At 62.6% G+C, this 18,842-nt stretch carries 20 protein-coding genes; 11 read left to right on the forward strand and 9 right to left on the reverse strand.

Annotated elements, in window-relative coordinates; translation table 11 throughout:
- Nucleotides 1–32 precede the first annotated feature (32 nt).
- Complete coding sequence (locus tag KKP04_RS12070) at nucleotides 33–485, reverse strand: acyl-CoA thioesterase (protein WP_371818784.1); 453 nt, start codon at nucleotides 483–485, stop codon at nucleotides 33–35.
- A gap of 58 nt (nucleotides 486–543) precedes the next feature.
- On the opposite strand from KKP04_RS12070, the gene KKP04_RS12075 reads away from it, so the two are divergent.
- Nucleotides 544–1,254, forward strand: coding sequence for a DUF1045 domain-containing protein (locus KKP04_RS12075; RefSeq protein WP_215031557.1), 711 nt, complete (start codon nucleotides 544–546; stop codon nucleotides 1,252–1,254).
- Between the two features lie 63 nt (nucleotides 1,255–1,317).
- Here the strand turns inward: KKP04_RS12075 and KKP04_RS12080 are convergent, their stop codons facing one another.
- Nucleotides 1,318–2,676, reverse strand: a complete 1,359-nt coding sequence (locus KKP04_RS12080; protein ID WP_371818785.1) for a polyhydroxyalkanoate depolymerase — start codon at nucleotides 2,674–2,676, stop codon at nucleotides 1,318–1,320.
- Between the two features lie 120 nt (nucleotides 2,677–2,796).
- Nucleotides 2,797–3,423, reverse strand: a complete 627-nt coding sequence (locus KKP04_RS12085) for an SCO family protein (RefSeq protein ID WP_215031560.1) — start codon at nucleotides 3,421–3,423, stop codon at nucleotides 2,797–2,799.
- 151 nt (nucleotides 3,424–3,574) lie between these two features.
- On the opposite strand from KKP04_RS12085, the gene KKP04_RS12090 reads away from it, so the two are divergent.
- Nucleotides 3,575–4,903: an ActS/PrrB/RegB family redox-sensitive histidine kinase gene (locus KKP04_RS12090; protein WP_215031563.1), complete on the forward strand. Its 1,329-nt coding sequence runs from the start codon at nucleotides 3,575–3,577 to the stop codon at nucleotides 4,901–4,903.
- A 107-nt stretch (nucleotides 4,904–5,010) separates the two neighbouring features.
- A complete protein-coding gene (locus tag KKP04_RS12095; protein ID WP_215031566.1) occupies nucleotides 5,011–5,565 on the forward strand; it encodes an ActR/PrrA/RegA family redox response regulator transcription factor in 555 nt (184 codons plus the stop codon).
- Between the two features lie 28 nt (nucleotides 5,566–5,593).
- Here the strand turns inward: KKP04_RS12095 and KKP04_RS12100 are convergent, their stop codons facing one another.
- From KKP04_RS12100 to KKP04_RS12110, 3 genes are all read right to left on the reverse strand, one after another.
- Nucleotides 5,594–6,067: a nucleoside deaminase gene (locus KKP04_RS12100; RefSeq protein WP_215031744.1), complete on the reverse strand. Its 474-nt coding sequence runs from the start codon at nucleotides 6,065–6,067 to the stop codon at nucleotides 5,594–5,596.
- Nucleotides 6,068–6,104: 37 nt separating this feature from the next.
- Complete coding sequence (locus KKP04_RS12105; protein WP_215031569.1) at nucleotides 6,105–6,767, reverse strand: protein-S-isoprenylcysteine O-methyltransferase; 663 nt, start codon at nucleotides 6,765–6,767, stop codon at nucleotides 6,105–6,107.
- A gap of 215 nt (nucleotides 6,768–6,982) precedes the next feature.
- Nucleotides 6,983–8,041 carry a hypothetical protein gene (locus KKP04_RS12110; RefSeq protein ID WP_215031572.1) on the reverse strand — a complete coding sequence of 353 codons (1,059 nt, stop codon included), beginning with the start codon at nucleotides 8,039–8,041 and terminating at the stop codon, nucleotides 6,983–6,985.
- A gap of 71 nt (nucleotides 8,042–8,112) precedes the next feature.
- On the opposite strand from KKP04_RS12110, the gene KKP04_RS12115 reads away from it, so the two are divergent.
- The gene (locus KKP04_RS12115) at nucleotides 8,113–10,584 is read left to right on the forward strand and encodes a pseudouridine synthase (protein ID WP_215031575.1); all 2,472 of its coding nucleotides are present in this window, start codon (nucleotides 8,113–8,115) and stop codon (nucleotides 10,582–10,584) included.
- Entirely contained in the window at nucleotides 10,581–11,138 is a 558-nt protein-coding gene (rsmD, locus tag KKP04_RS12120) for a 16S rRNA (guanine(966)-N(2))-methyltransferase RsmD (RefSeq protein ID WP_215031578.1), read from the forward strand. The genes KKP04_RS12115 and rsmD overlap by 4 nt, the downstream gene beginning before the upstream one ends.
- 97 nt (nucleotides 11,139–11,235) lie before the next feature.
- Here the strand turns inward: rsmD and KKP04_RS12125 are convergent, their stop codons facing one another.
- Nucleotides 11,236–11,685 carry a DUF805 domain-containing protein gene (locus KKP04_RS12125; protein ID WP_215031581.1) on the reverse strand — a complete coding sequence of 150 codons (450 nt, stop codon included), beginning with the start codon at nucleotides 11,683–11,685 and terminating at the stop codon, nucleotides 11,236–11,238.
- Between the two features lie 291 nt (nucleotides 11,686–11,976).
- Between KKP04_RS12125 and kaiC the strand changes: the two genes are divergently transcribed.
- From kaiC to KKP04_RS12155, 6 genes are all read left to right on the forward strand, one after another.
- Nucleotides 11,977–13,674 carry a circadian clock protein KaiC gene (kaiC, locus tag KKP04_RS12130; RefSeq protein WP_215031584.1) on the forward strand — a complete coding sequence of 566 codons (1,698 nt, stop codon included), beginning with the start codon at nucleotides 11,977–11,979 and terminating at the stop codon, nucleotides 13,672–13,674.
- Nucleotides 13,671–14,012: a circadian clock KaiB family protein gene (locus KKP04_RS12135; protein WP_215031587.1), complete on the forward strand. Its 342-nt coding sequence runs from the start codon at nucleotides 13,671–13,673 to the stop codon at nucleotides 14,010–14,012. Before kaiC ends, KKP04_RS12135 begins: the two co-directional genes overlap by 4 nt.
- A gap of 20 nt (nucleotides 14,013–14,032) precedes the next feature.
- Nucleotides 14,033–14,308 carry a circadian clock KaiB family protein gene (locus KKP04_RS12140; protein ID WP_371818786.1) on the forward strand — a complete coding sequence of 92 codons (276 nt, stop codon included), beginning with the start codon at nucleotides 14,033–14,035 and terminating at the stop codon, nucleotides 14,306–14,308.
- On the forward strand, nucleotides 14,309–16,087 hold the full coding sequence (locus tag KKP04_RS12145) for an ATP-binding protein (RefSeq protein ID WP_215031593.1): 1,779 nt from the start codon (nucleotides 14,309–14,311) through the stop codon (nucleotides 16,085–16,087).
- 153 nt (nucleotides 16,088–16,240) lie between these two features.
- Nucleotides 16,241–17,578: a glutamate--tRNA ligase gene (gene gltX, locus KKP04_RS12150; RefSeq protein WP_215031596.1), complete on the forward strand. Its 1,338-nt coding sequence runs from the start codon at nucleotides 16,241–16,243 to the stop codon at nucleotides 17,576–17,578.
- 4 nt (nucleotides 17,579–17,582) lie between these two features.
- Nucleotides 17,583–18,173, forward strand: coding sequence for a globin domain-containing protein (locus KKP04_RS12155; RefSeq protein WP_215031599.1), 591 nt, complete (start codon nucleotides 17,583–17,585; stop codon nucleotides 18,171–18,173).
- Between the two features lie 54 nt (nucleotides 18,174–18,227).
- On the opposite strand, the gene KKP04_RS12160 is transcribed toward KKP04_RS12155, so the two are convergent.
- Both KKP04_RS12160 and KKP04_RS12165 read right to left on the reverse strand, forming a co-directional pair.
- Complete coding sequence (locus tag KKP04_RS12160; RefSeq protein WP_215031602.1) at nucleotides 18,228–18,485, reverse strand: hypothetical protein; 258 nt, start codon at nucleotides 18,483–18,485, stop codon at nucleotides 18,228–18,230.
- Nucleotides 18,486–18,555: 70 nt separating this feature from the next.
- The gene (locus KKP04_RS12165) at nucleotides 18,556–18,798 is read right to left on the reverse strand and encodes a hypothetical protein (RefSeq protein ID WP_215031605.1); all 243 of its coding nucleotides are present in this window, start codon (nucleotides 18,796–18,798) and stop codon (nucleotides 18,556–18,558) included.
- Nucleotides 18,799–18,842: the final 44 nt, after the last annotated feature.

Genomic DNA, 18,842 nt, shown 5'->3' on the forward strand with positions numbered 1-18,842 from the left:
CGCCGCCTTCGGCGCGACGCACTTCCCGCCGATCAATCCCCCGGAGCGCGCAACGGCTCCAGCGCGGCCCTAAACGCAGCGGGCAGCGGCAAGGGGCTTCGCGTCTCGCGATCCACATAGACATGAATGAAGTGGCCTTCGGCGCAGGCTGCGTCTTCGCCTTCGCGGAACAGACCGATTTCATAGCGCACCGACGACGTGCCGATGCGCGCCACGCGAATGCCCGCCGTAACGGCTTGCGGAAACGTAATCGGCGCGCGATAGCGGCACGATGTTTCGACGACGAGGCCGATCACGACGCTGTTCTCGATGTCGAGCGCGCCAGCCTCGATCAGATAGCGGTTCACGGCGGTGTCGAAATAGGAGTAGTACGTCACGTTGTTGACGTGACCATAAACGTCGTTATCCATCCAGCGCGTCTGGATCGGCGCATGATGCGCATAGTCGCGGCGGCGACCCGGTTCTTTCTTGCTGGCATCGCTCACGATTTTACCTCCGCATGCACTTGTCGCACCTCTGTCCGCCGAGTTTACGATGGAAAACGTGCCCTTAGAACTGGACGAAGGCATGACCGACCGCTACCGCCGCTATGCGATCTACTGGACACCGGAGCCGGGCAGCGCATTGGAAGCGTTCGGTTCAGCCTGGTTCGGCGGCGAAAATTTCGGTCTCGAACCCGATCTTGCCGCGCGCGCGAAGCGGGCCCCAGCGCGATACGGCCTGCATGCCACACTGAAGGCGCCGTTTCGGCTTCGCGAAGGCGCAACCGCCGACGACATTGCGCGCGCGCTCGACGCGTTTTGCCGGATACGACGTGCGCCGGAAGCATCGCCGCTCGGCTTCATCCGCCATCAGCGTTACGTCGTGCTCTCGCCCGGCGGAAGGACCGCCGCCATCGATTGGCTCGCCGCCGAATGCGTGACGCATTTCGACCGCTTCCGTGCGCCCATCGGCGACGCGGACCGCGCCGCGCGCGAGATCGACACGATGACGGCGCGCGAGCGCGCACATCTCGAAGATTTCGGTTATCCTTATGTGTTGAGCGAGTTTCGCTTCCACATCTCGCTCGCGGGTCCGCTCGAAAGATGCGAAGCGCTGGCGGTGTGCCGCGCTCTGGAGCCGCAACTCGCGCCGATGCTGCTCGGGGCGTTCCGTATCGATGCGCTCACCCTTCTCGGCGAGCCCGAGGGCGGCGGGGCGTTCCAGATATTGAGCCGCCATCGGTTCATGAGCGCGGACTTGGCCCGACCTTGAGGGCAATCGCCCGGCTGCGTTTGAGCCGGGCGCGCGCGACGCCTCATTCAGGCGATGCAGCCCCTAACGCCGGGCCGCAGACCCCGCTTCGTCGTCCTGCGTTGACTTGGCGACGATGCCGTCGCCTTCGCTCGCAAGCCGACGCCAGAAGCCCGCGAGGCTTCCCACGCGCCCGTCCAAAGCAACGCGTCCCGCGTCATGCTCGGCGATGAACGACATCACGCGCGGCACAACCTCGTTGCGATAACGCGAGCCGTTGAAGATACCATAATGGCCGACGCCGGGCTGGGTGTAATGCTGCTTCATCGCTTCCGGCAGCGCTGTACACAGATGCACAGCCGCCTCGGTCTGGCCGTGGCCGGTGATGTCGTCCTTCTCGCCCTCGATCGTCATCAGCGCCACGCGCCGAATGGCCGACAGGTTCACCGCGTGGCCGCGATGACGCATCTCGCCCCTCGGCAGCAGGTGCTTTACAAAAACCCCATCGATGGTCTGGATGTAATACTCGGCGGCAAGATCCATGACCGCGAGATACTCGTCGTAGAATTCCTTGTGCTTCTCGACCGAGTCGCCGTCTCCCTTCACGAGATCGACGAACAGATCCTTGTGCGCCCTCATGTGGCGGTCGAGGTTCATCGCCATGAAGCCGGTGAGTTGCAGGAAGCCCGGATAGACGAGACGGCCCGCGCCTGCGTTCGGCCATGGCACGGACGTGATGACGGTGCGCCGGAACCAGTTCGTGCCGCGCTCCTCGGCAAGCCGGTTGACGCCCGTCGGGCTGACGCGCGTGTCGATGGGGCTGCCCTTGAGGATCACGCTTTTCGGCGCGAACGGATTGTTGCGCGCTTCCATCAGCGCGACCGCCGCCATGACAGGAACGCCCGGCTGGCAGACGCCCATCATATGCACGTCGCCCTTGAACAGCTCGATCATCTCGATGACGTAGTCGATGTAATCGTCGAGGTCGAAACCGCCCGCACGCAGGGGCACGAGCCGCGCGTCCGTCCAGTCGGTGATGTAGACGTCGGCGTGAGGCAACATCGCTTCCACGGTGCCGCGCAAGAGCGTGGCGTAATGGCCTGAAAGCGGCGCGACCATCAGCACGCGCGGCGCATCGTGTCTGGCGCCGTCCGGCATCGCCTTCTTGAAATGAATGAGGTGGCAGAACGGCTTCTTCCAGACCACCTCTTCCGCAATCGCCACGCTCTGGCCGTCGACGGTACATGAGCCCAACCTGAAGCCGGGCTTCTTGTAACGGCGCGTAGTGCGTTCGAGAAGTTCGGCAGCGGCGGCCGCATTGCGCCCCACCTCGGTGTAGGAGAGCGGGTTGAAAGGGCTTCGCATCATGAGCCGGGTGGAATTCGCTGCCATTCGTGCCGGCGACATGGCCGCATGGCCCAACTCATAGAGATGATAAAGCACCGGATTCTCCCTCGGAAATGCTTGATTGGAGGGGTAACCCGCCAACCGCGCTAAAGATCAACGCGACTAAAGTTGATTCATTAACATCCCGAGAGTACGTGCGCGGATCGCGCTCCGATATTAACTTTTAGTCGAGCCCGAGGTAGTGTCTCGCGAGGCACCGGCCGCGAGCTGCTTTTTTAGTTCCCCGACCATCATGTCCACAGGAGCATTGAACATGAAACTCGAAATAAAATCTCCGTTACGACCCATCAAATACACGAAAGCGGAATGATCGATCGTGTAATCATCACCGCTCCCAGCCTTGCGAAAATAGACACGGTAAGCCTTCGCGGCGCTTGCCACATCGGCGGCATCCCCCGTCAGACCGACGATGCGCGGATCGAAATTCTCCACGTAGCTCTTCATGACAGGCGGCGTGTCGCGGGCCGGATCGACGCTTATGAACACGGGAACGACATCGGCTGCATCGGGCCCGAGTTTGGCAAGCAAATCCGCCGCCTGCTGAAGCCCCGTCGGGCAGACATCGGGGCAATGCGTGTAGCCGAAGAAGACCAGCATCAATTTGCCGCGAAAGTCGGCGTCGGTCACGCGCTTGCCGTTCGTGTCGACGAGCGAAAAGGCACCTCCGATCAGCGGCCCGGTTCCGGTGACTCCTATATTTGAGAGAGCCAAAATTGCATACAGACCGGCCCCGGCGATGCCCAGGAAGGCGAGCGTCATTGCGATAACAGAGCTGCGTTTCATGGTGTACTCGATCGATTGAACAGGGAACGCCATTGATTTCGGCTGCGCTTGGCCTAGAAGAGTCACGGCGGCACAACTTATACCGTCGCAGACATGATCGCGCCGTTCCGATCTAACGCCGGCGGCGCCGTCGAGTAAACAGGTTCGGTCCATGGATATCCCGCGCTTTCCGGCAGACAGCCCTCGTGCACAGGCGAGCCGCCTCAGGCTTCGCACCACGATAAGGCACCGATGGTTTGCCGTGGCCGGGCAGACGGGAACGATCCTGCTGCTCTATTACGGGTTCCAGTTCCCGGTTCCGCTCGGTGCCTGCTTTGTCTTTATTCTTCTGTCGGCCACATTAAACCTGATGTTGAGCCTGGCGTTTCCGCGCTCGCAGCTCCTTTCCACCCGCTATTCGGCCGCGCTCTTGTGCTTTGACATGCTTCAGTTGACCGGCCTGTTGCTGGTCACAGGCGGCATTCAGAATCCTTTCATATTCCTTCTTATCGTGCCGGTCGCCGTTTCGGCTTCCACTCAGCGGCTTCGCGTCACGGCGTCACTGGCGGCGCTGACCGTGGTGCTTGCAACGGTCCTTGCGATATGGCATTGGCCGTTGCCCTGGGCGGGCGAGCCGCCGGTCCTTCCCCCGGATTATCAGGTCGGAGTGTGGGCTGCTGTTGTATCCTGCATCGTGTTCATGGCGGTCTATGCGTGGCGCATCGAGCAGGAAGCTCGCGAGATGGCGCAGGCTCTTTCGGCGACCGAAATGGTTCTCGCGAGGGAAACCCGCCTGACTGCGCTCGACGGGCTTGCCGCCGCCGCGGCGCATCAGCTCGGGACGCCGCTTTCGACGATCACCCTCGTCGCGAGGGAACTCGAACGCGAAATCCCGAAAGACGCCGCCATCCGCGACGATATCGAGTTGCTTCAGACCCAGGCGGCGCGATGCCGGGACATCCTGAGCCAACTGTCGCGCGCGGGCCGCGAGGAAGAGCAAGACGAAATATTCTCGCAGATGCGCCTGCGTCACCTCCTCGAAGAAGTCGTTGCGCCGCTGAGAACGCCGGAAACAGACATCATCGTGACGGTCGGCGATACATCTCCGCACGGTAAATCGGTGGCCGAGCCTATCATCCTTCGCAATCCGGGACTGATGCACAGCCTCGAAAACCTGATCGACAACGCCGCCGAATTCGCGAACACGCGCGTCATGGTGGACGCGACCTACAACGCGGAAGAGGTCAAGGTGCGCATCGGCGACGATGGCCCCGGCTTTCATCCGACGGTCATCAATCGTCTCGGCGAGCCTTACGTCACGAACCGGACCCGCGCCGAGGCGGATGACGAGGAACACGGCATGGGGCTTGGCTTCTTCATCGCAAAGACGCTGCTGGAGCGTTCGGGCGCGTCGATCAGCATCGCCAACCGCACGGCGCCCGAGACGGGCGCGATCGTTGAAATTTCCTGGCCGCGTGACAGACTTGCCGCGTCGCTGTAAGTTGCAGGAAAGATTTGGCTTGTGTCGCTTAAATTTTGTGCGTCGCATTTTTGTGGCGTATAGTGCGACACGATGTGAGATGTGACAAAAAGGTAAATGGGCAGCTCATGGCAACTCTCGCAAGTCCGGAAATCCGGACCGATAACTCTCTTCTGATCGTCGACGACGACAAGCCGTTTCTCTCGCGGCTCGCGAAAGCCATGGAGGCACGCGGCTATTCCGTACGAACGGCCGAGACTCTGGAAGCCGGCAAGCAGGCGATCCGCGAAGCCGCCCCCGCCTTCGCTGTGGTTGACATGCGGCTCGACGACGGTAACGGCCTTGAGGTTATCAAGCTTCTCAGGGAAACCCGGCCGGATTGCCGCTCACTCGTCCTGACGGGCTATGGCAACATTGCCACCGCCGTCACTGCCGTGAAGCTCGGCGCGGTCGACTATCTGTCGAAGCCGGCGGACGCCGAGGATATTCTCGCGGCGCTTACCGCATCCGGCGAGACGAAGCCGAAGCCGCCGGAGAATCCCATGTCTGCGGACCGCGTCCGCTGGGAGCATATCCAGCGCGTCTATGAGCTTTGCAATCGCAACGTCTCCGAGACGGCGCGCCGTCTGCACATGCATCGCCGCACGCTTCAGCGTATTCTTGCGAAGCGGGCACCGAAATAGTCAATCTGCGAAACGGCGAGCCGTTTCCTTAGTCCCGATCCGCCAGCGACGCATCGACCTGAGCGCGCTCGTCGCGACGCTCCCGAAAAAAGGCCCGCAGCAACGTCGCGGCCTCAGCTTCAGCAATGCCGCCGTAGATCTCCGGCGCATGATGGCATGTGACAGCCGAAAAGAAGCGCACGCCGTTTTCCACCGCGCCGCCCTTCTCGTCCCACGCGCCGAAATAAAGCCGCCTCAATCGCGCGAAAGAAATCGCGGCGGCGCACATCGTGCACGGTTCGAGCGTCACGTAGAGATCGTATCCCGGCAAGCGCTCGCTCTGGGCAGCTTCGCAGGCTTGCCGGATCGCCCGCATCTCCGCGTGACCGAAAGGATCGCGCACGGAGATGACAAGGTTGTGACCGCGCCCCGCAATCCTTCCATCGGGCGCGACGACGACCGCGCCCACCGGCGTCTCGCCCAGGGCGGCGGCGCGCTCCGCCTCAACCAGCGCTTCCTGCATGTATCTGTTCGGCTTCACGCGGCTTCAGCCCGACCCTTCATGCGAACATCTTCGGAAACAACCGTCCGGCTCTGACGCAATACGCGTCATAGGCGGCGCCGAACTGCCGCCGCATCATCGCTTCCTCTTTCGGAACGCGAATGAACCACATCAGAGCAAAAGCCGGAAGAACAAGAAATCCCGCGATCCAGTTCTGGACGAGGAGCGGCTGTGCGGCGGCGGCTCCCCAGATCGCTGCATACATCGGGTGCCGGATACGGGCGTAGATGCCGTTCGTTACGAGTTCATGTCCATCCCGCACTTCGAGGCCGGGGCTCCAGTTGCGGCCGAGATCGGCATGGGAGCGCCAGAAGAGCCAGAGCGACAGCGCCATGAGCGCTCCGCCGGCGGCGGCCGCCCAGTCAGGCAGGCTGTAATCGGCGAAAGCGAAAACACCGAGCCCGAGATAGAGAAGCGGCAGAACCATCATTGTAGCGAACATCCCCATAAGAAGGGCCACTTCGACGGCATCCTTTTGCGAAGTCGCGATGGAGTTTTTCGCATTTCGGATCGAGTAAGGCGCGCGGATCACCGTCTGAACGAAGAGGGCGACGAGCCACAGCATTGCTGGCCACCCGATTTCGCGCCAGCGGAGAACGGCAAGAACCAGCAGCACGATTCCAATAAAGGAGGTGATCGCGCCAATTCCACTCCGTATCATCGATTTTTTCTGAGCAACCATCGAAACACCCGGCGTCAATAACCGCACAAGCCCAGGCGGGGCTTTGGCGACTATATAACAATTTGTCGGACCGGTTAAGACGTATCGATGAAAATATCGATATAAAACAGTAGATTAGATCAAAAATAAGAATGGATCGCGACAAAAAAATCCCGGCGCAACGGCCGGGATTTGTCTCTGTCTATATCGCGCGATCAAGCCGCTTCGGCTGTCTCCTTCAGGTCGAGCTGATCCTGAAGGTCGCGTAGAATGTCGGCGGCCTTCGGCATGGGCAGGGCCGACACGCCCGGCGCTTCGAGCGCGAGCCGCACATCGTCGCGTTTCGCGTCGGCGCGCTCCTCGTGCTTGAACTCGATGAGCTGCGTGCGCGGCTTCAGCACTGTGCTTGCGCGCACTTCGCGACCGGCGTCCATCTCTTCGGTGTAGGCACCGGAGCGGAACAGCGTCTCGATGGATTTCGCCACGACGCGCATGGTGCGCTGCGCAAGTTCCTCGCCGATGATTTGCTGGGCCTGCGCCTCCTTGATGCGCGACACGAAGCCCGCAGCCATCATGGCCACCTCGATCTGATAGCGGAAATTATCCTCGGGCGAATATTTCACGCGGTCCCAGACATTGACGAGCAGCGTGCTCATGTCGTCCATGACGACGCCCGCGCCGAAGAAGTCGAACGACTTCGCGCCGCCCGAGTCGATCGAGCCGATGGCGAGGCTCACGCCCATGTCGGGGTGGAGCGCCGACAGCGAACCGTAAAGCTCGTCCATGGAGCGGATGACGTTGATCACGATCTGCGGATCGGTCAGCGACCGCTCTTTTTCCGCGATGAGCACGCGAACGCGCCTGATTTCGCGCTCTACGCCCTGCGCATCGGCAATGACAAGCTCGCCCTTGTCGGTGTCACGCGTAAGAAGTTCCCGCAGCTTCGGCATGACGAAGATGACATTGTAGGCGCCGACGTCGACATCCGACAGGAGCTTCCGATTCACGGACTGCTCGCCGTCGATGAGGCTCGACCAGAACGTGAGGTCGAGCAGCGGGTTAAGCCCGAAAAAGGTCATCAGGTCTTTTTCTTCGTCGCCGAACTGCTGATAGTGGCGCGTGAACTCATTATATGCGAGAAGTATGCGTTGCGTGCGGTTCACGCCATCGGCCTGCTGGCCGGTTCGAGCGACTCGCAGCAACTCACGAATCTGCGCGGCATGAAGGGCTTCCCGCAAACTGTTGACAGCCTTTATAATCCTCTCTCGCCGCATGTCTTTGTCTCCTAACCTCGCCGAATCATTTGCGGTTTTCGGAAGGTTAGCCTTTTTTATTGGTTCACATCATGCCTTCACCGAAAGATGCACGCGATCAGGACACTGCGGGAGCCGAGAGGGTCGCAAAAGTCATAGCTAGATCAGGGCTTTGCTCTCGAAGAGACGCCGAAGTTCTGATTGGGGAAAAGCGGGTTTCCGTCAACGGCTCGATCATCGAAAGCGCCGCGCTGGACGTTTCTCCCGCCGACCGAGTCGCCGTAGACGGCCATCCGCTGCCCGCGCGCGAGCCTCCGCGCCTGTGGCGTTACCACAAGCCGAAGGGCCGCGTGACGACCCACAAAGACCCCGAAGGCCGCCCGACCGTTTTCGAGGCGCTGCCCGACAACCTGCCGCGCCTCATCTCCATCGGGCGGCTCGACTTCAACACCGAAGGGCTGCTCCTCCTCACGAACGACGGCGAGCTTGCGCGCCATATGGAACTGCCGTCGACCGGCTGGGCGCGGCGCTATCGCGTACGCGCTTTCGGCGAAATCGATCAGGCCTCGCTCGACAAGCTGAAGAACGGCGTGAGAATCGCGGGCGTCAATTACGGCCCGGTCGAAGCCTCGCTCGAACGCGAGACCGGCGACAACGTCTGGATCACGCTGCTGATCCGCGAGGGCAAGAACCGCGAGGTGCGTCGCATCATGGAGCACCTCGGCCTCACCGTGAACCGGCTCATTCGCATCTCGTTCGGCCCCTTCATGCTGGGCGATCTGGAGCCGGGGCAAGTCGAGGAAGTGAAGACGAGCGTGCTTAAGGACCAGCTCGGACCGCGCCTCGCCCGCTCGCTTGGCGTGCGCCGCGAGGTTGTCCGGGAGGAAAAGCGCCTTTCGACGCCATCGCGCGGAAAGCCCACCTATCTGCGGCGCAAGGAAGCTGAATCGGAGCGGCCACGCCGCCCCTTCGAGGAGCCGCAGATGCGGCAACGGCGCGTGCTGTCCGATGACGCCTCGGAAGCGCCCATCGTGGAGCTCGTGCAGGTGCCGAAGCCGCCGCGCGCCGAGCGAGGTGAGCGGGGAGAAAAGCGAGATTTTGCGCCGCGGGATCGTGGCGAACGGAGTTTCGACAGACCGCGCGACGAGGCAGGCGGCGAACGGCGCCCGTTTGCGCGTCGTGAGGACAGCGGCGGGGAGCGTCCGGCGTTCCGCAGCCGCGCTGATGGCGACCGCGCGCCACGTGTCGCGAGAGATGGCGATAGCGGCGAGCGCAAACCCTATCCGAAGCGCCGCGAAGGCGAAGGGGAGTTCAATCCCCGCGATGCGGGCGACCGTCCGGCTTTCCGCAAACGCGAGGGCGACCGCCAGGATCGGCCTTCGCGCGCGGGCGGTGGCGAGCGTCCGCCCTTCCGGCGGCGTGATACAGAGGTCGGCGCGGAAAGCGGAGGCGATGCTCCGAAACGTGCATGGGCGCCCCGGATCGACGCTACGACAGAGGATCATTCGACGCCTCGTTTCAAGAGGCGGGAGGAAGGCGGCGAGGGCAGGCCATCGCGGCAAGGTCCGCCCCGGCAAGGCGATGCGCGCGGCGAGCGCCGCCCGTTCAACCGCGATGCACGCCCCGAGGGCCGCTTCGACCGCAAGCCGCGCGACGGCGATGCGGGCGGCGAACGTCGGCCGTTTGTGCGCCGCGAGGATGGTGCGGAGCGCCCGGCGTTCCGCAGCCGCAGCGATGGCGACCGCGCCCCGCGTTTCGCGAGGGACGGGGAAGGCGGCGAGCGCAAGAGTTCGACGGCGAGGCCAGGTTTCCGTTCGCGCGATGCGGGTGAAGGCCGGGGTGACACCAGGTCCGGCGAGGGATCGGGAGAGCGCAGAAGTTTCCGTCCGCGCGAGGGTAGTGGCGAGCGCAAAAGCTTTGGTTCGCGCGATGCGGGCGACCGCCCGGCGTTCCGCAAACGCGAGGGAGACCGCGCGGAGCGGTCTTCGCGCGGCGCGGGCGAGGATCGGCCCCGCTTTCGCAGGGCTGAAGATGGCGACGCCGCGCGCGGGCCACGACCCGACCGGGCTCCCGGCGACCGTCCGGCATACCGGAGCCGCAGCAACGATGGCGGCGCAGGCGGCGAGCGCAAGAGCTTCGACAAGCCGTTCCGCGAGCGGCGCGAAGGTTTCGGCGATCGTGCCCCGCAACGGGAGGGCGAGCGCCCGGCAGGCGGCGCGCCGTTCGAGAAGCGTGGCGGCGCGGGCGGTGCGCGGTCGTTCGGGAAGAAACCGTTTGGCGCGCGCGACGGATCGAAATCGTTCTCCGGGCGCGGCGGTAGCGGCGGCGGCGCTGGCGACAAGCCCTTCGGAGCACGGCCCGGCGGCACAGCGGCGAGGGACAGCAGCGGCGGTGAAGGCGGCGAGCGCAAATCCTTCGGCGCCCGCAAGCCGTTTGGTGCGCGCGGCGGAAAACCCGGCGGCGGCACGGGCGGCAAGCCCGGCAAATCCTTCACCCGGCGCGACGGCCCGTCGAAGCCGCGCACGGGCGGCGGTCCCCGCAAACCCCGTGGCGACAAAGCGTGAGGATCGTCGGGGGGCGATTTCGCGGGCGCGGCATTGCTGCGCCCGATGGCACGACGACGCGGCCCACTTCGGACCGCGTGCGCGAATCGCTGTTCAACATTCTGACGCACGGCACCGAGGGCCCGCCGCTTGAGGGCGCGCGCGTGCTCGACCTGTTCGCAGGCACGGGCGCGCTCGGCCTCGAAGCCCTGTCGCGCGGCGCGGCCTACTGCCTGTTCGTCGAGGACGAAGCAGCGGCTCGCGGCGCGATCCGCGAAAATATCGAGGCGCTGGGGCTGACGGGGGCGAGCAAGCTCTGGCGGCGCGATGCGACGAAACTCGGCACCGCCGCGCCGATGCAGCCCTTTCAGCTTGTGTTTGCCGATCCGCCTTACGCAAAGGGCCTCGGCGAACTCGCGCTGAACGCGGCACTCAATGGCGGTTGGCTCGCGGCGGGCGCGATCTGCGTGCTGGAAGAGCGTACCGACATGGCTGTCGCCCTCCCGGCGGCCTTCGAGCCGCTCGACGCGCGCGTTTACGGCGATACGGCGCTCCATTTCTTCCGCAAAATCTGAGCCGCTCGTCGTCGGCATCGCTCACTTCCCCTGCGAGATTGTCGCTCGACAGTCGGGTGTGGCCGCTCGGCTGGCTACATCGGATGCAAGCGGCAAGCTATTTCGCGTGTTTCGACGGCAGGAAGCCGAGGGTGATGAACGTCCACGTCGCTGTTAAGCCGCAGATCAACTGCGCCCAACCTGCGAGCGGCGTCGGGTAATTCTCGCCGCCGAGCGGTGAAATCGAGATGGCAGTCGCCGCAAAAAAGGGGATCAGGAAAACAAGCCACCACCATCCCGACATCCCGCGATCGTGGAAGCGCTTCGTGTTGATCGCGGCATGCGGAAACAGGAAGACAACCGCGGTTATCCACCCGGACCGGTCGCCAAGGAGGCGGACGAGGTTTGGCCAGGTGCCGTCGATGAAGGGCGCGTCGTCGTTCATGAACCCCGACAGCAAGAAGTTGAAGCTCGCAATTCCAAGGTGAATAAGCACGAAGGCCATCCACCATGTGCGCCGATCGATGCGGCCCTTGAAATTGAAGAAGATGAATTTCAGGGAGGACATGGGTGCTGTTCCCGTCTGGCGCGCGGTCGAAATCGGTGCGCGTCACTTTTTTGCCGCCATGGCAATCTTATTGCGGTTTGCGGAGCGTCGCTCGCGAATTTCAGGTTCAATACGCCGGTCCAGCGTTTAAGCTGCGTCACCGCAACCTATTGCGCAGGAATAGCCGTATCTTTTAGGTTTTCGGGCGAAAAACAACCGAACCTACAGAAGTCTCGGTTCATCGTATCTTACGACCATCGACAGCGACGCATATGTGTGAGTTTTTCATGTCAGGATGTCGCGGTGCGACTGATGAGCAAGCCTCATAGTGCAAGAGAATTAACCGGCCTGCTGAAGGCTCCAACGGGTATTGTCGGTTTTGACGATGTGACGTTGGGCGGCCTGCCGGCTGGCCGTCCCACGCTGATCTGTGGCGCCGCCGGGTGTGGAAAAACCCTCTTCGGCATCACCTTTCTGGTGAATGGCGCCACTTTATGCGACGAGCCGGGTGTCTTCATGACCTTCGAGGAACGCCCCGAGGACCTTGAAGCCAACTTCCGCTCTCTTGGTTACGATCTCAACGGGCTCGCCGCCGCCGGGAAGCTGATAGTCGATCACGTTCGGGTGGAACGGAGCGAAATCGAGGAGGCCGGCGAATACGATCTCGAAGGGCTTTTCGTCCGCCTCGGCTTCGCCGTCGACCGGATCGGCGCCAAACGGGTGGTGCTCGACACCATCGAGTCCCTGTTTGCCGGATTCACCGATCAGGCGATTTTGCGGGCGGAATTGCGCCGGCTCTTCGGCTGGCTGAAGGAACGCGGCCTGACCGCCGTCATCACAGGCGAGCGTGGCGAGGGCCAGCTCACGCGGCACGGCCTGGAGGAGTACGTCTCCGATTGCGTGATTCTGCTCGACAACCGCGTCGAGGACCAGATCGCGACCCGGCGTCTGCGTGTGGTCAAGTATCGCGGCTCATCGCATGGGACCAACGAGTTCCCGTTCCTGATCGACGAGGATGGCATCAGCGTTCTGCCGATCACCGCACCCAGGCGGAACCTGGCCGTATGCAATGAAATTGTCTCCTCCGGGATACCGGGGCTCGACGCGATGATCCGAAACGGCGGGTTTTATCGTGGATCGACCATCCTTGTATCCGGCGTCTCCGGCACCGGCAAGACGACCATGGCCAGCCATTTCGTCAACGCCGCTTGCCTGCGCGGCGAGCGGTGCACCTTCTTTTCGTTCGAGGAGAGCGCCGAGGAAATTTGCCGCAATGCGCGCTCGGTCGGGCTCGATTTACACGCGCACGTCGCAGCGGGCTTGTTGCGTTTCGAGTGGGCGCGACCAAGCCTCTACGGCCTGGAGATGCACCTGGCAAGGATGCAGCGCGATATCGAGACGTTCAAGCCGGCCGTGGTGGTGATCGACGCGATCTCCGCGTTCCGGGGACCGGCCGGCGATGTGCAGTCAATTCTCCTGCGCACGGTGGACCTCCTGAAGAGTTCTGGAATTACGGCGATGTTCACGAGCCTGCGAAGCGGCGCTTCGCGGGACGAGGGCACCGACCACGGCCTTTCGTCGATCATGGACTCGTGGATCAAGCTTGTTGATGTCGAAGAAAACGGTGAGCGCAATCGCATTCTTTATCTGATAAAATCCCGCGGGACCAGTCACTCGAATCAGCTTCGCGAGTTTCGGATGACCGATAGGGGAATCGAGCTGATCGATGCCTATATTGGTCCGGAGGGTGTTCTTACCGGCACCGCCCGGATTACGCAGGAGGCGCGGGACCGAGCCGCCGCCGACCAGCGCGAGCGGGAAAGCAATCGGCGCCAGCGCCAGTTCGCCCGTCGTCGGGAAGCCGTCAGGCGCCAGATCGAAGAGCTGGAGGCGGCGCTTCAAGCCGAAGAGGACGAAGAAGCCATGCTGCTGGGTGAAGACGAATTGCGCGATGCGACTCTTAAAAGCGATCAGGCCGCCCGAGCGATACGTCGGAGGGCTGCGGAATGACCTCGGATGCGGAGCGTCTCGACGAGGGTGCTCAGGAGGCCGGCGAAGATGCAGGTCACTATTACCTGCGCCTCTACGTGGCAGGGCACACGACCAAGTCGACGCTTGCGCTGAACAATCTCAAGCGCGTGTGCGAGACCCACCTCGCGGGCAGGTATGAGATCGAGGTGATCGACTTGCGCGAAAACCCGCAGCTTGCCGCAGGTGACCAGATACTGGCGATACCGACGCTGGTTCGAAGGCTCCCTCAGCCCTTGAAGCGGATAATCGGCGATTTGTCGAACACGGAAAAAGTTTTGGTAGGGCTGGACATTCGCCCGAAAGTCGCGTGCCCATGAATAGCAAGCCAGAAATCCCGGTGGCTAGATACAGACTCCGGCTCGTTATCGCCGGTAACAGCGAGCGGTCCCGCCGGGCAATCGAAAATCTCCAGCACCTTTGCGCCGAGCATCTGAGCGGCCAGGTCGACCTTGAGGTTGTCGACATCTACCAGCGCCCCGAACTCGCGGAAGAATATCAGGTCATTGCCGCGCCCACTTTGGTCAAGCTTCTGCCGCTTCCAGTACGCCGAATCATCGGAGATCTGTCTCAAGAGGACCGTGTCCTGCACGGGCTCGAAATCGTGCCGCTATAAATGATGCGAAAGCGAAACGAACCGGGTCTAAAAGGGAAAGCTGCGCTTCTGGCACGCGTTCGCGAGCTGGAAAGTGAACTCGCGGAATGCCAGGAGACGCTGGAGGCAATCAGGTCCGGCGATTTCGACGCCGTCGTAGTCAAGGACCGAAGCGGCGATCACTTCGTCTACACGCTGGAGACGGCGGACCGCCCCTATCGGTATCTGATCGAGCAGATCCAGGAGGGTGCCGTTACGCTTACGCCGGGCGGGACTGTGCTTTATTGCAATCGCCGCGTTTCGGATATGCTGGGCGTTTCTCAGGAGCGGATCATTGGTCACGAGCTGGCGCGCTTCGTCTTGCCCGCGGATGCCGCCGATTTTGGACGCCTTCTCGAAGAAGCAGAGCGCTCCGGTGCACGTGGTGAAATAGTCTTTTGTCGCTCCGACGGTAGCGAAGTCCCGGTAAATGTCTCGGCGAGCGTGCTGTTGGATGGTGACACGCCACTACTCTGCGGCGTGCTTACAGACCTGACGGAACAAAAGCAGCATCTTCGAATCGCGACGGATGCGTATTCCCGTCTTCTGGAAGAGGTCGCTGAACGCGAACGCGTCGAGGACGTGCTGCGGCAGGCTCAAAAGATGCAGGCAATAGGACAACTGACCGGCGGTATCGCCCACGATTTCAATAACATGTTGCAGGGCCTCTCCAGCAGTATCGAGCTTACGCGACGCCGAATTGCTCAAGGCCGCGCAAAGGAAACCGAGCACTATCTTGACGCCGCGGACCAAAGCATAAAGCGCGCGGCCTCGCTGACCCATCGGCTGCTGGCTTTCTCGCGACAGCAGGCGCTCGATCCAAGAGCGGTTGACATGGACGCGCTTATCAGCAATGTCGCGCCCCTGATAAGGCAGACTCTCGGCCCCGAGATCGCGCTGGAATTGCGCCTCCAGGACGGTGATCGGCCTGTGCTCTGCGACTCAAATCAGTTTGAAAACGCTTTAATCAACCTCGCAATCAACGCGCGCGACGCGATGCTGCCCGCCGGGGGTACGTTGCTGATCGAAACCAGCCACGAAAAATTGACCGCGGACGATGTGCTCGGCTGGAGCGCGCAGCCAGGTGATTATGTCCGGATCAAGGTGACCGACAGCGGAACGGGAATGCCGCCCGATGTTCGTGCGCGGGCGTTGGAGCCCTTTTTCACGACGAAGCCCGCCGGGCAGGGAACGGGTCTGGGTTTGAGTCAGGTCCATGGCTTCGTTGCGCAATCGAACGGAGTCTTGCTTTTGGAAAGCTCGCCTGGGCAGGGCACGTCCGTTCACATTTATCTCGCTCATGCGTTTCGTGCGACGCCTAGCAAGGATGTCGGCTCGGCCGCGCCCCGTTCGCCCATTGTGCGCGCCGGAAAAATTCTGGTCGTCGATGATGAACAGCGCGTGCGCCAGTTTGTGTCCGAAATGTTGAGAGAACTCGGTTGCGCGGTGGTCGAAGCTTGCGACGGCCAAACGGCCCTGAAAGCGTTACATGAGGTGGCTGGCGATCCGACTGCATATTTCGACGTCATGGTGGCTGACATCGGCCTGCCAGGTGGATTGAATGGACGCCAGGTAGCTGATGCCGCGCTGGAACTGCTGCCTGCTCTGCGAGTATTGCTGATAACCGGCTACGCGAAAGACGCGTTGGAGTCGAGGCCATTACCGCCCACCACGGAGATCCTGCACAAGCCCTTCCGGCTCGAAGTCTTGGCCGCGCGGATCAAGACGATGCTGCCGGATCACCCCGAAAAGACCTTGTAGGAATTCGAGAACTTCTCCAATCGCGGGCCTGAGGCTATTCGGATGGATCGCCCCGCCATCGGCTCGGACTTCATCCGGTGGCGGCCGCTTTGACCTGCCCCCGGCAAATCGCTACAAAGCAAGGCTGACTGCGCAGCCAAGAGCCGAGCATCCATGACCAAAGCCGTCAAAGTCCGCTTCGCGCCGAGCCCCACGGGTCGGCTTCACATCGGTAACATCCGCTCCGCCGTATTCAACTGGCTGTTCGCGCGAGCCGCGGGCGGCGTCTTCGTGCTGCGCTTCGACGACACGGATCTCGAACGCTCGAAGGAAGAATATGTCGACGGCATCCGCGAGGATCTGCGATGGCTCGGGCTGACGTGGGACGAGGAATTTCGCCAGTCGGAGCGCTTTGCCTTCTACGCGGCGACGGCGGAAAAACTGAGGCAGGCCGGGCGGCTTTATCCGGCTTATGAGACGGCGGCGGAGCTTGAGCGGCGGCGCAAGCTGCAAATGGCGCGCGGCAAGCCGCCCGTCTACGACCGCGCGGCGCTGAAGCTCACCGACGCCGAGCGCGCCGACCTTGAGGCCGCCGGGCGCAAGCCGCACTGGCGCTTCAAGCTCGACCAGCGGCCGACCGCGTGGGACGACCTCATTCGCGGGCCGCAGGAAATCGACGCGGGCACCATCTCCGATCCCGTGCTGATCCGCGAGGACGGCACGCCGCTTTACACCTTCACGAGCGTCGCGGACGACGCCGACACGGGCGTCACGCACATCATTCGCGGCGAGGATCACGTCACCAACACGGCTGTTCAGATCCAGCTTTTCGAGGCGATGGGCGCTGCCGTGCCGCGTTTCGCGCATAACAATCTGCTCATCGGCGCGCAGGGCGAGGCGCTGTCGAAGCGGCTCGGCTCGCTCTCCATCGCGGGCTTGCGCGAGGACGGGTTCGAGCCGCTGGCGGTGATGACGCATGCGGCGCTGATCGGCACGTCGGAGGCGTTGCAGCCGCAGGAGAGCCTTGCGGCGCTGGCCGCGCTGTTCGGTTTCGCGAAGATCTCGCGCGCGCCCGCCCGTTTCGATCCCGCCGAACTCGCGGGGCTCAACGCGAAGCTTCTGCACGCGACGCCGTATGAAGCAGTGGCGGAGCGGCTGGCGGCGCGCGGCATCGATGGCGGCGAGGCGTTTTGGCTCGCCGTGCGCGCGAACCTCGAAGTGTTCGCCGATGTCGATCTGTGGTGGCGCGTGGCGAAGGGCCCGGTCACGCCGGTGATCGAGGATGCGGCGCTGGTGGAGAAGGCGCTGACGCTGCTGCCGCCGGAGCCCTGGGATCAGACGACCTGGAAAAGCTGGACGGAAGCCGTGAAGCAAGAGACCGGTGCCAAGGGCCGCGCGCTGTTCCATCCGTTGCGGCTCGCCCTGACGGGGCTGGATCGCGGGCCGGAGATGAAGGACTTCTTGCCTCTCATCGGCAGGCGCGAAGCCGGCGTGCGACTGGGCCAAGGCTGAGGCTTTGCTTTGCGCCCTGTTTTCCTCTTCAAAAGGCCGGAATATTTCGTCCCGTAGGAAAACTTTCGAGCAAACTGCATGCGAGCGGTGTTTTCCTTATTCTTGCCGAACGTTGTATCGAGTGTGGGTGCTTTCCTTGACCGAACCTAACCAGTTAGCAGCTTTGCGGGAATTCTTCTCGGATATTGAAGATGATCTTCCGGAGATCGTCGCGCTCATGTACGAGCGTTTTTTCGAGGCGGTCCCCGAAGCGGCGACGCTGTTCAAAGGCAACTTTGCGGCACAGCAGATGCAGTTCACCTCGATGTTGCGCAGCACCATCGCCTTGACGCGCTCAAGCCAGCTCTGGCCCATCGATCCCGAGGCGGGGCGCGCCTCGCTTCCCGAGGTCGAATATCTCGGCTTGCGCCACGCTTGTGCGGGCGTTCAGCCCGAGCACTTCGCGGCCATGAAATGGGCTTTGGCGCGAACGCTGGCGGAAATGTATCCAAGGGATTTCGACCGGAACGTCGAGCATGCGCTGGGTTTCGTTTTCGACGTCGTGTCCATGGCGACAAAAAGGGGCGGAGTTCCCCTCGTGCGAAAGGGGATATGAGAGCGTCAGCATGGCTGGCACCGCTGACGCATTGAACTTCGGCTGAGGCGGCGCTCAATACCGAGGGGTGCTGCCAAGCGCTTCCCGCCTCTGTTGAGCGCGAGCCTTGAGACGAGCCTGCTGGCGTTTCTGCGTCGCCCGCTTGGCTGCCTGCGAGCGGTCGCGAACGGGATTGGCCCTGTTTTGCATCGCCCGCGAAAGCTGCCGTGAGCCTTGAGCTTTGTCGATGCCCTGACCCTTTTGAGCGGCGGCCAACCCGGACGCGGCGAGGAGGATGAACAGAGGAATTGCCGCGAAGACGATGATTTTCATGACTTCCCGCTTGATTGCAAATGAAGGGAGCTTCGGCAGGGATGGCCGCCGAAGCTCAATCGCTCTTGGATCAGCGCCCGCCATACTGGCCGCTGCGCTGTTCGCTGGTGCGGGCCTTGGCGCGACGGTCGCCGGACTTGCCGTATTGGCCGGTCTTGTTCTTCTCCTTGCCCGCGTAGCTCTTGCCAGACTGCATGTCGCGCTTGTCTGATTGACTGAGTTGGCCCTGATTGCGGCTTGCCGCTTCCGCGTTGAACGAAGCCGCTGTGGCGAGAAGGAACACAGCAGCGACCGCAAGCGCTAACGTTTTCATGACATTGCCTCATCGTTGTTGGAACGTTTCAGGCAGGCTAGGCG

This window comes from Rhodomicrobium sp. Az07, assembly GCF_018619475.1.
Lineage (GTDB): Bacteria > Pseudomonadota > Alphaproteobacteria > Rhizobiales > Rhodomicrobiaceae > Rhodomicrobium.